Genomic DNA, 13618 nt, shown 5'->3' with positions numbered 1-13618 from the left:
CAGATCCTGCAGTGACAGCGCCAATTCGGAAAGTAAGCTAGGGAGCCCGCGATGGCCGAGATTGAACGCGAAGCAATGGAATATGACGTGGTGATCGTAGGCGCAGGTCCTGCAGGCCTGTCGGCTGCCATTCGCCTGAAACAGCTGGATGCGGACCTGAACGTCGTCGTTCTGGAAAAGGGCTCGGAAGTAGGTGCGCATATCCTGTCTGGCGCAGTTCTTGATCCCTGCGGACTGGATGCTTTGATCCCGGATTGGAAGGCAAAGGGTGCTCCGCTGAACGTGCCGGTGCATGAAGACAATTTCTACATGCTGGGCGAGGCAGGCAAGATCCGCATTCCCAACTTCCCGATGCCGCCGCTGATGAACAACCATGGCAACTACATCGTCTCTATGGGTAATGTTTGCCGCTGGATGGCCGAGCAGGCCGAGGAGCTGGGTGTGGAAATCTTCCCCGGCATGGCCTGTTCCGAGCTGGTTTACGGTGACAATGGCGAAGTCAAAGGCGTAGTGGCCGGTGTCTTTGGTCTGGAAACGGACGGCTCTTATGGCCCCAATACAGAGCCTGGCATGGAACTGCACGGCAAATACGTCTTCCTGTCGGAAGGTGTGCGCGGCTCACTGTCCAAGGAAGTCATTGCCAAATACGACTTGTCTGCCGGCAAAGAGCCGCAGAAATACGGCGTCGGCATGAAAGAGATCTGGGAGATTGACCCAGCCAAGCACAAAGAAGGTACGGTCACGCACACAATGGGCTGGCCTCTGGGCGGCAACGCAGGTGGCGGGTCGTTCATCTATCACCTTGAAAACAATCAGGTCTATGTCGGCTTTGTGGTTCACCTGAACTACAAGAACCCGCACCTGTACCCCTATATGGAATTCCAGCGTTTCAAGCATCACCCGATGGTGGCCGAGCTGCTGAAAGGCGGCAAGCGCGTGGCGTACGGTGCCCGTGCGATCACCGAAGGCGGTCTTCAGTCGATGCCCAAGCTGGTGGCGCCGGGCGTGGCGTTGCTGGGCTGTTCCGCGGGCATGGTCAACGTGCCGCGCATCAAGGGCAACCACAATGCGATGCTGTCGGGCAAGGCTGCCGCCGAGGCCGCCTATGACGCGATCAAGGCTGACCGTTCGGGCGATGAGCTGACCGCTTACGAGGCCGATGTTCGCAATGGCGAGATTGGCAAGGACCTGAAGAAGGTGCGCAACGTCAAGCCGATGTGGTCCAAGTGGGGCATGATCCCCTCGCTGGTGCTGGGTGGTTTGGACATGTGGACCAACACATTGGGCTTTTCGCTCTTTGGTACGCTAGGGCATGGCAAGAACGATGCCCAGTCGACCGAGGAAGCCAGCAAGCACAAGCCGATCGACTATCCCAAGCCCGATGGGACGCTGTCCTTTGACCGGCTGACCAACGTGTCCTTTGCGGCAACCAATCACGAGGAAAGCCAGCCCTGCCACCTGCGCCTGGCGGACCCGGAAATCCCGGTCAAGGTCAACCTGCCAAAGTTCGACGAACCGGCGCAGCGCTATTGCCCGGCAGGCGTTTACGAAATGGTCGAGGATGACAACGGGCCGCGATTCGTCATCAACTTCCAGAACTGCGTTCACTGCAAAACCTGCGACATCAAGGATCCAAGCCAGAATATCACCTGGACCACGCCGCAGGGTGGCGACGGACCAAACTATCCGAACATGTAAGCAAAAAACCGGCAATGGCAGGGTCGTGAAGGCTCTGCCATTGCCTCTTGCCGACCGAAGCCCTAGCTTAACCGTCAGTCAACGATAGTAAGGCAGGATTTCGGTGGTTTCCCTGGTTCGTCGCACGGCATTGTCCGTGCTGCTCATGTCGTCGGTCGCTGTGCCGGCCTTTTCGGATTCGGGTGCCGGTTCATATCTGGCCGGGCGTCAGGCGATCTACGAAAGCGACTATTCTGCGGCGGAAAGATACTACGCCCAGGCTCTCAGATTTGATCCGGAAAACGCGCTGCTCTTGGAAAGCGTTGTCGTCGCCCGCCTTGCGCTGGGGGAAATTGCCCGTGCTTTGCCTGTTGCAAAGCAGATCGAGGAAGCCAACCTTCCCAGTCAGGCCGCGCGTATGGCGATTTCGGCCAATTTGATTGCAGACGGCAAGTTTGACGAACTTTTGGCGCGTGACCCTGAAACGCAGGGGATCGGTCCTTTGGTTGATGGGCTGATGATTGCATGGGCCCACCTGGGGCAAGGTGAAATGACAAAGGCCATGGAGCAGTTCGATGCCGTGGCCACGCAGGAAGGCCTCAGGGAGTTTGCGCTGTATCACAAAGCCATGGCACTGGCCTCTATCGGCGATTTCGAAGGTGCCGAGGTGATATTTGCGGATAACAACGGCGCGGTTGCGCGGTTCTCGCGCCGGGCCGCGCTGGCCCGTACAGAGGTGCTGTCACAGCTGGATCGCAACGAAGACGCCATACAGTTTCTGGACGATGTGTTTGTTTCCGGTAGCGATCCGACCATTGAAGCCTACACTGATAAATTGACCGCGGGCGAGACGCTTCCGTTCACCCACGCGGGCTCTGCGCTGGATGGAATGGCGGAAATATTCTTTACCGTTGGTGCCGCATTGAACAGCGAGGCTTCGGCTGACTACGTCCTGCTTTATTCACGACTGGCGAGCTTTCTGCGCCCAGACCACGTGGACGCCATTCTGCTGAGCGCGGAATTGCTGGACAAGCTGCAACAGTATGATCTGGCCGTTGCCGCCTATCGCATGGTCCCGGCAAGCAGCAATGACCACCATGCCGCAGAACTTGGGCGGGCCGAAATCCTGGACAAATCCGGAAAAACCGATGCAGCCATTGAAGTTCTTCAAAATCTGGCGTTGCAAAATCCTGATTTGCCCAGCGTGCATGTTTCTCTGGCAGATCTTCAGCGTCGTCAGGAAAACTATGCAGCTGCGGTTGCCTCTTATGACACTGCGATTGCTCTGACGGACAGTCAGGCAGGCGGGAATTGGTTCCTGCACTACGCGCGCGGCATAAGCCACGAGCGGCTGAAGCAGTGGGATCAGGCTGAAACCGATTTCCGTCGGGCGCTGGAGTTGAATCCGGATCAGCCGCAGGTGCTGAACTATCTGGGCTATTCTTTGGTAGAACGGAAAGAAAAGCTGGATGAAGCGCTGGACATGATCCAGCGTGCGGTCGAAGCCCGCCCGGATAGCGGCTACATCGTGGATAGTCTGGGTTGGGTTCTGTTCCGTCTGGGTCGTTACGAAGAAGCGGTCGAGCATATGGAGCGCGCGGTCGAGCTGATGCCCGTTGATCCTGTCGTCAATGATCATCTGGGGGATGTCTATTGGGCTGTTGGGCGTGCACGCGAGGCCGAGTTCCAATGGAAACGGGCGCTGTCCTTTGTTGATCCCGAAGACACGGATGGTGAGGCTGACCCGGATCGCATTCGACGCAAGATCGAGGTCGGACTAAGTGCCGTTCTGGCCGAAGAAGGCGCGGAACCCTTGAAAGTCGCAAATGGAAATTAAGGCGTTTGCGCCCGCCAAAATCAACCTGACCCTGCATGTGACCGGACGTCGTAAGGACGGTTATCACCTGTTGGATTCGTTAGTGGTTTTTGCAGATCTGGGCGATCAGTTGACATTCTCGCCCGGTCCCGAGCTGACTATCGACGTGAGTGGGGAGTTTGCCGAAGGCGTGCCCACGGACAGCCGTAACCTGGTCTGGAAAGCGGCCGAAGGCGTCGGCTGGACCGGGCATGTCGAGCTGATCAAGTCTCTGCCCCACGGGGCAGGTATAGGGGGCGGGTCATCGGATGCGGCCGCCACGCTTTGGGCATTGGCAGGTCAGGGATGTGACGTCCGGCCTGACCTGCCGTTGTCACTGGGGGCAGATGTGCCCGTTTGTCTCGAAAACCGGGCGATCAGAATGCAAGGCATTGGCGATCGTTTGGCGGCGGTGAACCTTCCGCACCTGCCCGCGCTTTTGGTCAACCCGAATGTGCCGGTGCCGACAGGTACCGTTTTCAACGCGCTGGCGTCCCGAGACAATCCGCCGATGCCTGAGCTGGTCCCTGATTTTGAAGACGCTGAAGCCTGTGCTCTGTGGTTGCGTGATCAACGCAATGACTTACAGGTACCTGCCATGGGTGTTGCACGTGAGATCGAGCAGGTTCTGGACGAGTTGAACATGACCAATCGTGCCCTTGTGACGCGCATGTCGGGATCCGGCTCGACCTGTTTTGCCCTATACCCCACAATGAAAGACGCGCATTTCGCGGCCTATGAGATCGGTGCGGCGCATCCTGACTGGTGGTGCCGCGCGACGAAGCTTAACTGAGGCGCGAGACCACGTAATCGGCCAGTTCGCGCAGCAGGCTGCGAATCTCATGATCAGGCAGAAAATCCAGAGATGCCTTTGCCTTATTCGCCCAACCCAAAGCGTCCTGCCGGGTTTTTTCCAGCGTTGTGTATTTGTCCATCAGACCCAGCGCATGATCCAGATCGCCATCCTGTTGGCGGCCTTTTTCGATCGTACGCTCCCAGAAAGCGCGTTCTTCGGGCGTGGACTGCGCCACGGCCTTGATGACAGGCAGGGTCAGTTTCCGTTCACGAAAGTCATCGCCCACATTTTTGCCGGTTGTCTTGCTGTCACCCTGATAATCCAGCAGGTCGTCTGCAATCTGGAACGCGATCCCCAATGCGTCACCATAATCGAACAAAGCTTTGACCTGTTCTTCCGATGCGCCGGCGATCACGCCACCCACCTCGGTCGCAGCTGAAAACAAGGCCGCTGTTTTGCCGCGCACGACCTGTAGGTAAACGCTTTCATCTGTACGCAGGTCGGTTGCTGCGGTCATTTGCAGTACCTCGCCTTCGGCGATGGTTGCTGAGGCATTGGCCAAGATATCCAGAACTCGCAGCGAACCCGTTTCGACCATCAATTGGAAGCTGCGGGAAAACAGGTAATCACCGACCAGCACACTGGATTTGTTGTCCCAAAGTAGATTTGCAGTTGGGCGTCCGCGCCGTTGGGCGCTCTCATCCACAACGTCGTCGTGCAGAAGGGTGGCGGTGTGGATGAACTCGACCGTGGCAGCAAGGCGTACATGGTGCTCGCCCGAATAGCCAAACAGCCGCGCGGCTGCCAATGTCAGCATCGGGCGCAGGCGCTTTCCGCCCGCCTCGACCAGATGCTGGGTCACTTCGGGGATACGTGGGGCATGGTCCGACGCCATCCGGGTGCGGATCAACGTGTTCACAGCCTCCATTTCACCCGCCAGTATTTCAGCGAGGCGCTCATGCGGTTTTGAGATCATGCCGACGGTCATCATACTCCTGATACAAGGCTCGACTTTCGCCCCGCCTTGCCCTTACATCCATCCCCATGAAAGAACTATTGCGCAGTACCGATCCGACGATCCTGGCCTTTGCATCCGCTCTCCTTGAAGGCGAGGATATAGACTGCTTTCAGATGGACGTAAATATGAGCATCCTCGAAGGTGGGATCGGGATCTTTCCCCGCCGACTGATGGTTCGCGCCGAAGACCTGACCCGTGCCGAACGTGTGATGCGCGACAATGAAATTCCGCTGGGCCGATGACCCGGTTTTCCGATAGTGAACTCAGCTGCAATGATTTCCTGGGGGGCAGGGTCCGGTTGCTGCAACCTCGGTCGGGTTATCGTGCCGGGGTCGACCCGGTATTGCTTGCCGCATCCGTTCCGGCCAGGGCAGGTCAGTCCGTGTTGGAACTGGGGTGCGGTGCAGGGGCTGCCATTCTTTGCTTGTCGTCACGACTGCCCGGTCTGCACCTGACAGGTATCGAGCTACAGCCCGCCTATGCGGAATTGGCCTGCAGAAATGCGGAAATCAACGGGATAGAGCTGGAAGTTGTCCAAGCAGACCTGACCGCTTTGCCCGAGGCGTTTCGGCAGCGCCAGTTCGATCACGTCATTGCGAATCCGCCCTATTATCGGGCAGGGGCGCATAGCCCTGCAAAGGATGCGGGACGAAGTGTGGCCCTGAGCGAAGACACCCAGTTGGCCGACTGGATTGCAGTGGCTGCAAAACGCCTTGCGCCAAAAGGGTACCTGCACATGATCCAGAAAGCCGATCGGCTGCCCGACATGCTGGCAGCGTGCCAGGGGGTGCTGGGATCGGTGGAGTTGTTGCCACTAAGCCCACGGACAGGGCGAGAGGCTGAGCTGATCATTCTGCGCGCCCGCAAAGGAGGGCGTGCGGCATTTCGCCTCCACCCACCTTTGATTGTGCACGCGGGTGAACGTCACGAAGAAGACGGCGAAAGCTATACGGATGCAGTTTCGGCCGTGCTCCGGAAGGCCGCTGCCCTGCCCGGGTTCTGACGGCGACCGGCAATGTCCAGCCGATTTTGTCGGATTTGTTTTAGATTCTGTGCGTCTGCAGCGTGACAGGGTGGAAACGATGTGATCAACTTCTTACGTGACATTCAGACACGTATAAAAGGAGGATCGCAATGAGCGTGAGCGCACATCTGACGGAACTGAAGAAAAAGCACGAATCTCTCGGTCTAGAAGTAGAACAAGCCCAACGCTCGCCAGGCATCGATGATCTCCACATCGCCCAGCTGAAGAAACAGAAGCTCAAGCTGAAGGAAGAGATCGAGCGACTGTCTGCTTAAGATTTCAAACTGGATCGGGCCGCGATCAAGGCCCCACCGGTAATCAGAAAGGCCGCGATCGCCAGCCCCCAGGATGGGGCAGCGATCCCGGCCATCACCAAAGCAAGTGTCGACAATAACGGGGCCGCGTAAGATGAGGTTCCGAGCATTTGAATATCGCCCTGCTTTACCCCGATATCCCAGATATAAAAGGCCAGTCCAACGGGCCCGAGGCCAAGCGCCAGTACAGAAACCCACCCCAGTGTCGTGTTAGGCAGCACGGCGTCTTCTATAGCCAGATGCAGCAGACCCGAAGCCAACGCAGCCATCAGACAAAAGACCGCAACCGAACTGGTCGGTGTACCCCCCAATTTGCGCGACAGAACCGAATAGCCTGACCATGTCAGGGCGCAAAGCAAGGCCAATGCATACCCGGGTAGATGTTGCGCCTGAAAACCGGCGCTTCCGCCTCCGGTGATGATCAAAGCAGCCCCAGCAAAGCCAAGGCATGCCCCAACCAGATGACCAGCGCGAAGCCGTTCGCCCGGCAGCAGGCCGGAAAACAGAACGATAAGAAGGGGCCAGAGATAGGCAATAAGTCCGGCCTCGGCCGCAGGGGCCATACGCAGGGCCGAAAAATACAATGCGTGGTACCCGAACAGACCCAATGAACCGAACAGGTAGGTCGTCCAGGGGACTTGTTTCAACCCGCTAAACCCACCGGTTGCTGCTGTCCAGATCAACCCAAGCGCCCCACCAATCGAAAAGCAAATCGTGTTCAACAGCAAAGGTGGTGTGGGTGCAGAGCCGACGGTCAAAAGTGCCAGCAAAGCCCATAATAGTACGGCCCCAAAGCCGATGGCTGTTGCGCGCGTTTTGGTCATGATCCGGAAACCTCTTCGATCGGAATAATGTCGAACTCATCCGAAATATGCGCGGTCTTTTCAATCTCGGTCAGGAACCAATCCCGAAAGGCTGCGATCTGAGGACGTTTCTCGGCCCCCGGAAGGCACAGGAACCGGAACCGGCCCTGTGTTTCCAGCGCGACCTTGAAGGGGGCAACCAGCCGACCCTCGGTCAAGTCCTTGAGGATCATGGCGCGCCGTCCAAGGGCGACACCAACACCGGCGACAGCGGCGTCAATCGCGTGATCTGCGTTGGAAAAATGCGCCCCATGAGTGGGGGTGAAATCGATACCCACAGCGCGGAACCAGGCAGGCCAGTCGCAGGGTGGGGTCAGAAAGTTGATCGAATCGTCGTGGATCAACGGTGCGTCACGCAGGCTGTCTGGCGTGGTGAATTGTTCAGCCAGCTCCGGGGTCATAACCGGGGTCAGCCACTCCTTTCTGACAGGTACGGAATACAGGCCCTCGTCGGCGGAATTCCCGAACCGGATGGCAACATCCACATCATCTCGCTCCAGATCCATGTTGCGTAACGTGGCCGAGAATTTCAGGTCGATCTCGGGATGCGCACGGGCAAACTCGTAAAGGCGAGGCGCCAGCCACTTTGCAGTCAGTGCCGGACCTGCGGTGACGGTCAGTCCGGTGTCATTCTCCTTCCTGCGCACGGCGCGCCACGCGGTTTGCAAGGTGGCAAACCCTTCTGCCGCACCAGGAGCAAGGGCACGGCCCGCCTCGGTCAGCTCTACGGCGCGGTTCAGACGGCGAAACAGCGGACGTCCAAGGTGTTCTTCAAGCGACTTGATTTGAAAGGACAGGGCTGCTGGCGTCACATGCAGCTCTTCCGCCGCCTTCGAAAAAGACATGTGCCTGGCCGCGGCATCAAAAGCCCGAAGCGCGGTAAGTGGGGGCAGATAGTCACTCATAGTGAAGAAAAACTTAACTGAAGTCCCAAGAAAGCTCGTTTGTCGTGTTTGTTTTTAGCCGCCATGTTCGCATCAGGTCAAATAAAACTGATTTGAAAAAGGAGACTGCCATGATCGAGATGACGACAAATCCCGCCGCTCAGATGGCGATCCTGCGTGCCCACCAAGAGCGCAGCAGGGTGATTTGGCAGTTTTGGGGATGGATATTCGGTTCCCGCTGATCGCAGCGCGCGCGTTCTTACGGGATCAGAAAGGGCCGGTCCAAAGTGACCGGCCCGTTTTTTTGTTCACAAGTCTGGATCAGACGAAGAATTGCGCACCGTTGGCCGAGATGGTCGAGCCGTTGATGAACTGAGATTCGTCCGAGGCCAGGAAGGTCACACAGCGTGCAATCTCTTCGGGCTCGCCCAGACGACCGGCGGGGATCTGGCCAATGATCGATTCGCGCACCTTTTCGGGCACCGCCATCACCATCTCGGTTGCGATATAACCGGGGCAGATCGCGTTGGCCGTGATGCCTGCCCGCGCGCCTTCCTGCGCCAGAGATTTCACGATGCCCAGATCGCCTGCCTTGGTCGCAGCATAATTCACCTGAGCGAACTGACCCTTCTGGCCGTTGATCGAGCTGATGACGATGACACGGCCAAATTTGCGCTCGCGCATGCCGGGCCAGACAGGGTGCACAGTGTTGAATACACCGGTCAGGTTGGTGTCGATCACGTCTTTCCACTGATCGGGTGTCATTTTGTGGAAAGGTGCATCACGGGTGATGCCTGCGTTGGCGACAACGATATCGATGGGGCCAACCTCGGCCTCAACCTTTTCGATACCTGCTTTGGATTCGTCATAATCGGCGACGTTCCACTTGTAGGTCTTAATGCCGGTTTCTTCGGTGAATTTCGCGGCGGCTTCGTCATTCCCCGCATAGGTGGCCGCAACGTTGTATCCTTCGGCTTTGAGCGCCTTGGAAATTGCTGCGCCAATGCCGCGGGAACCGCCGGTAACGAGTGCTGTACGTGCCATTTAGGACTCCTCCAATTTTAGTCGCCTTGGTAATGCTGTTACTTTGAGAGATGCTTGTGCGCAATATTGTTTCGTCGTTAAGGTGTTTATTTCGGATGGCAATATCGTCGCATCTAAGGGGTACGACCCCAGTGTAACAAAAAAGGGCGTCCCGTGGACGCCCTTATCTATTTCGTTATTGGCGCACTTAGTCGCGCTCCACACACAGGGCGACACCCATGCCGCCGCCGATGCACAGAGTGGCCAGACCTTTCTTTGCATCGCGGCGCTTCATTTCGAACAGCAGCGTGTTCAGAACGCGGCAACCTGATGCACCGATCGGGTGGCCGATGGCAATTGCGCCACCGTTCACGTTCACAATCGACGGGTCCCAGCCCATGTCCTTGTTCACTGCGCAGGCTTGCGCAGCAAAGGCTTCGTTGGCTTCAACCAGGTCCAGATCGTCGACGGACCAACCCGCTTTTTCCAATGCCTTGCGCGAAGCGTAGATCGGGCCAACGCCCATGATCGACGGGTCCAGTCCAGCAGTTGCGTAGGACGCGATGCGCGCCAAAGGTTCGATTCCGCGCTTTTCTGCGTTTTGCGCCGACATCAGCAGGGTTGCGGCCGCGCCGTCGTTCAGGCCCGAAGCGTTTGCAGCTGTGACCGATCCGTCCTTGGTGAAGGCGGGGCGCAGCTTTGCCATGGCTTCCATTGTAGCGCCGTGGCGGATGTATTCGTCCTTGTCCATCACGATGTCGCCCTTGCGGGTCTTGATGGTGAAGGGCACGATTTCGTCGACAAATTTGCCAGCTTTTTGCGCCGCCTCGGCCTTGTTCTGCGAAGCAACAGCGAATTCATCCTGCATGTCGCGGCTGATCTGCCATTTCTCGGCAACATTTTCCGCCGTCTGACCCATGTGATAACCGTTGAAGGCATCCCACAGACCATCGCGGATCATGGTGTCGATATACTTCATATCGCCCATCTTGTGACCGGCGCGCAGGGCAGCTGCGTGGGGCGACAGGGTCATGTTCTCTTGGCCACCAGCGGCGACGATGTCGGCATCGCCGAGTTGGATGTGCTGAGCGCCCAATGCGACCGCACGCAGGCCTGAGCCGCAAACCTGGTTGATGCCCCAGGCGGCACTTTCTTGCGGCAAACCAGCGTTGATATGCGCCTGCCGAGCCGGGTTCTGCCCCTGAGCCGCAGTCAGCACCTGACCCAAGATGGTTTCGCTGACTTCGCCTTTTTCAATCCCGGCGCGCTCAACAACTGCTTCCAGGACGGCCGCGCCCAGATCATGTGCGGGGGTGTTCGCAAACGAACCACTAAAGCTGCCAACACCTGTTCGTGCGGCGGATGCGATTACTACGTTGGTCATATGATCAGTCCTTTACCGTCATTGTCTGGCGGAATGTCTGACGGCGCAGGCCGAGAGTTTCCCTCTCGAAACAAGAGCGCCCCGTTATCCCCCGCTCAAGTACTTCTGCAATAGCGTAATGCTGCACTTGCAGCAACGGGCAGCTTGTCTCAGCTTGGGAAATGGCGGAAAAATGTCGATCACCCACGGGTCAACTTGCTGTTTTTGAACTTTTTTCCTGTTTCCACGGGGGCGAAACACTGGGCGCGCCAAACAAAAAGCCCTGCATGCAATCCACGCCAAATTCAAGCAAAAATGCCGCATCCTTCTGAGTTTCGACCGATTCGGCAGTGACCAGAATTTCAAACTCACGCGCTACGGCAATCAGGGCCCGCACCAAAGCCTGGTTGTCGGGGCTGTCGCTGATGCCCCTGATAAACTGACCGTCGATCTTGGCGGCGTCGAACAGAAACTCGCGAAAGTGGCGGAAACTGAAATTGCTGGCACCAAAGTCGTCCAGCGCAAAGGCGATGCCGCGATCCTGTAGGCGGTCCATGAAGTCGACCACCAATTCCGGCACCTGCATGGCAGAACTTTCGGAGATTTCTAGGATCAACCGTTCGCCCAGCTGCGGATCCCGTTTCAGAAACCGGTCCAGTATACCGGACCAGTTGGAATAACCGATTGAGCGGGCGGACATGTTGATCGACAGGCGGATCTGGGGGTTCTTCACCAACGTGCGCAGACCAAGTTCCAACGCGACGCAGTCGAGATCACGTCCGATCGGAGTGTTTTCAACCTGTGGCATGAACTCGCGCGCGGGGATAACGCGCCCTGTTTCATCCAATACACGAATGAAGCCTTCGTAAAACGCGATGTCATGCGGCGGGTGCGCCTGAACAACCGGCTGAAAGGCCAACCGACATTGCTTGTGCTTCACAGCATCGGTTGCCATCTGAACCACCGAACGGTCCCGTGTTGACACTGCTGCATTCAAAGGGGTGTCCAACCCTTCGGGAAGATTGGTGAGCTTTTTGTTTCCCATAGGCGCAGATTCCCGTGTGTCCGGAACAGGTGTTTTGACACAGTTTCGGGGCAAACAGATGAATCTGCGGTTAAAGCGTCAGAAGAAGTTGCTTATTGCGGTTTTAGCGCGCGGAATGCCCGGCACGGGCCAGCGATGCCGCGGCTCCAAGAAGGGCTCCTGTCGCACCCAGAAACATCAGGACAAAACCCAGTGCGATCAAAGTGCCAACAAAGCTGCCGAGCGCGGCAAGCATGGCCAGCAACAGGCCAAACAACCCCACGAAGGTTGAAATGGTTGCCAAACGTTTCATGCCGCCCCTCGCTCATCTATGCGCCACATTCAATCACCGATATGGCGTGCAAAGACCGGAGTTCAAGTCTAGCGGGGCCTGACGGCTGTATCAGGCCTGTTCTGCCTGTCCTTTGGGCAGGATCTTGTCGACCTGCTCAAAACCGGGCGTTCCCCGGTCCTCGGGGTGGCGAGCCAAGTGCTTGGCTTTTATCTGTTCCGAGTTGTCGCGACTGCCGTCGTGGCTGTACCCGGGAGGTGCAAAACAATAGGCCAGACGTTGCCGCAGTGTCAGGCATGGCTGCGTGGCATCGTGCCAAATGCCGACCCATTCGTGAAACGCAACGCGCAACGGGTTGAAGGTGCCGATATTGTGAACCAGCCCGTAGTCGACACGGTCGTTTTCCAGTTCAGGCACAAATGTCCCAAACAGCTTGTCCCAGATGATGAAAACTCCGGCGTAATTACAATCCAGGTACCGCGCGTTCCTGCCGTGATGCGCGCGATGATGGCTGGGGGTATTCATGACCGCTTCGAACCATCGGGGCATTTTGCCGATGGCCTCGGTGTGAATCCAGAACTGATAGATCAGGTTCAATCCGCCGACGAACAGAACCATGGCCGGATGGAAACCCAGCAGGATCAGCGGCGCGCGAACGACCATCATGAACGTAAAGGTATAGGTCCAAGTCTGCCGCAGAGCTGTGGTCAGATTGTAGTGCTGTGAACTGTGGTGGTTGACATGGCTGGCCCAGACCCAGCGAATACGATGCCCAAAACGGTGTACCCAGTAATAGCGAAGATCATCCAGAACAAAGCACAGAATGATAACGGGAATTGACGTGCCAAGGTCCAAAGGAGTGATCTGCCACAGCCACATGAAAAACGCATAGGCAATAAAGCCCAGCAAAAAGCCCGACGCGATGTTCCCGGCCCCCATGATCAGCGAGGTCACAGCGTCGCGCGTTTCATACCGCCCGCCTTTGCCCTTGACTGCGATCCACAGGAATTCTGCCAGTATGGCAGCGATAAAAAAAGGAACGGCCCATTGCACCGCATCGGGAAAACTTACCTGGTCTGTCATGCGGGCCTCATCATGTGTTGCCAGTGCTGGCGCTCTGTCTGGTCAAGGTGAAGGGTCGCGCGCGGTGTGCTGAAGTCGTGAAACCGAACTTCGATGCCATTGGCGGTCTCGAACCAGTCGAAATCCTGAAGATGCCGCGCTACTGTATCGGCCCCGAAGGACCAGATCAGTCCGGCCCCGTTCTGGGTTCGCACCAGCGCCGCGTGGCCGTCATGGGCGATTGTCACGTCGATCACCGTGTCATCGGGAAAATGCCGCATCCATTGGCGTGGCGCCGTGTCCGGCGTCAGCACGTGCAACCGCGACTTGCCCGTCAGATGCAGCAACAGCGTAATCCCGGCTATGCCACCAACGACCAACACCAATAGAATTTCCAGCGGCATTCCATCCTCCTGAGCGCAG

General features: G+C 57.5%; 15 protein-coding genes. 6 read left to right on the top strand and 9 right to left on the bottom strand.

Features of this window, described 5'->3' with window-relative positions; translation table 11 throughout:
• Positions 1-51 precede the first annotated feature (51 nt).
• The 3 genes from I9182_RS13970 to I9182_RS13960 all read left to right on the top strand — a co-directional run bounded on the left by I9182_RS13970 (position 52) and on the right by I9182_RS13960 (position 4325).
• Entirely contained in the window at positions 52-1698 is a 1647-nt protein-coding gene (locus I9182_RS13970; protein ID WP_209598668.1) for an electron transfer flavoprotein-ubiquinone oxidoreductase, read from the top strand.
• A 145-nt stretch (positions 1699-1843) separates the two neighbouring features.
• Entirely contained in the window at positions 1844-3514 is a 1671-nt protein-coding gene (locus I9182_RS13965; protein WP_209506712.1) for a tetratricopeptide repeat protein, read from the top strand.
• Positions 3504-4325, top strand: coding sequence for a 4-(cytidine 5'-diphospho)-2-C-methyl-D-erythritol kinase (locus I9182_RS13960; RefSeq protein ID WP_209598667.1), 822 nt, complete (start codon positions 3504-3506; stop codon positions 4323-4325). Before I9182_RS13965 ends, I9182_RS13960 begins: the two co-directional genes overlap by 11 nt.
• Here I9182_RS13960 and I9182_RS13955 read toward each other — a convergent pair.
• Positions 4318-5316, bottom strand: coding sequence for a polyprenyl synthetase family protein (locus I9182_RS13955; RefSeq protein WP_209598666.1), 999 nt, complete (start codon positions 5314-5316; stop codon positions 4318-4320). The genes I9182_RS13960 and I9182_RS13955 overlap by 8 nt on opposite strands.
• A 56-nt stretch (positions 5317-5372) precedes the next feature.
• Here I9182_RS13955 and I9182_RS13950 point away from each other — a divergent pair, with 56 nt between their 5' ends.
• The 3 genes from I9182_RS13950 (at position 5373) to I9182_RS13940 (ending at position 6645) form a co-directional block, all read left to right on the top strand.
• The gene (locus I9182_RS13950) at positions 5373-5588 is read left to right on the top strand and encodes a DUF2007 domain-containing protein (protein ID WP_050604033.1); all 216 of its coding nucleotides are present in this window, start codon (positions 5373-5375) and stop codon (positions 5586-5588) included.
• Positions 5585-6349 carry a methyltransferase gene (locus I9182_RS13945; protein ID WP_209506590.1) on the top strand — a complete coding sequence of 255 codons (765 nt, stop codon included), beginning with the start codon at positions 5585-5587 and terminating at the stop codon, positions 6347-6349. Before I9182_RS13950 ends, I9182_RS13945 begins: the two co-directional genes overlap by 4 nt.
• 131 nt (positions 6350-6480) lie before the next feature.
• Complete coding sequence (locus tag I9182_RS13940) at positions 6481-6645, top strand: DUF465 domain-containing protein (RefSeq protein WP_083445267.1); 165 nt, start codon at positions 6481-6483, stop codon at positions 6643-6645.
• Here I9182_RS13940 and I9182_RS13935 read toward each other — a convergent pair.
• The 8 genes from I9182_RS13935 to I9182_RS13900 form a co-directional block, all read right to left on the bottom strand.
• Entirely contained in the window at positions 6642-7508 is an 867-nt protein-coding gene (locus tag I9182_RS13935; protein ID WP_209598665.1) for an EamA family transporter, read from the bottom strand. The two genes, I9182_RS13940 and I9182_RS13935, sit on opposite strands and share 4 nt — an antisense overlap.
• A complete protein-coding gene (locus I9182_RS13930; RefSeq protein ID WP_209598664.1) occupies positions 7505-8452 on the bottom strand; it encodes a transcriptional regulator GcvA in 948 nt (315 codons plus the stop codon). Before I9182_RS13930 ends, I9182_RS13935 begins: the two co-directional genes overlap by 4 nt.
• Positions 8453-8752: 300 nt before the next feature.
• Positions 8753-9475, bottom strand: a complete 723-nt coding sequence (gene phbB / locus I9182_RS13925; RefSeq protein WP_209506587.1) for an acetoacetyl-CoA reductase — start codon at positions 9473-9475, stop codon at positions 8753-8755.
• A gap of 187 nt (positions 9476-9662) precedes the next feature.
• Complete coding sequence (locus I9182_RS13920) at positions 9663-10838, bottom strand: acetyl-CoA C-acetyltransferase (RefSeq protein WP_209598663.1); 1176 nt, start codon at positions 10836-10838, stop codon at positions 9663-9665.
• 190 nt (positions 10839-11028) lie between these two features.
• Positions 11029-11862 carry an EAL domain-containing protein gene (locus I9182_RS13915; RefSeq protein WP_209598662.1) on the bottom strand — a complete coding sequence of 278 codons (834 nt, stop codon included), beginning with the start codon at positions 11860-11862 and terminating at the stop codon, positions 11029-11031.
• A 103-nt stretch (positions 11863-11965) separates the two neighbouring features.
• On the bottom strand, positions 11966-12154 hold the full coding sequence (locus I9182_RS13910) for a hypothetical protein (RefSeq protein ID WP_209598661.1): 189 nt from the start codon (positions 12152-12154) through the stop codon (positions 11966-11968).
• A gap of 90 nt (positions 12155-12244) precedes the next feature.
• On the bottom strand, positions 12245-13216 hold the full coding sequence (locus I9182_RS13905; RefSeq protein ID WP_209598660.1) for a sterol desaturase family protein: 972 nt from the start codon (positions 13214-13216) through the stop codon (positions 12245-12247).
• Complete coding sequence (locus I9182_RS13900; protein ID WP_209506576.1) at positions 13213-13599, bottom strand: hypothetical protein; 387 nt, start codon at positions 13597-13599, stop codon at positions 13213-13215. Before I9182_RS13900 ends, I9182_RS13905 begins: the two co-directional genes overlap by 4 nt.
• Positions 13600-13618: the final 19 nt, after the last annotated feature.

Source organism: Ruegeria sp. HKCCSP351 (assembly GCF_017872535.1).
Lineage (GTDB): Bacteria > Pseudomonadota > Alphaproteobacteria > Rhodobacterales > Rhodobacteraceae > Ruegeria.
The sequence above is the reverse complement of the archived record's forward strand: the minus strand, read 5'-3'. Positions and strand labels throughout refer to the sequence as shown.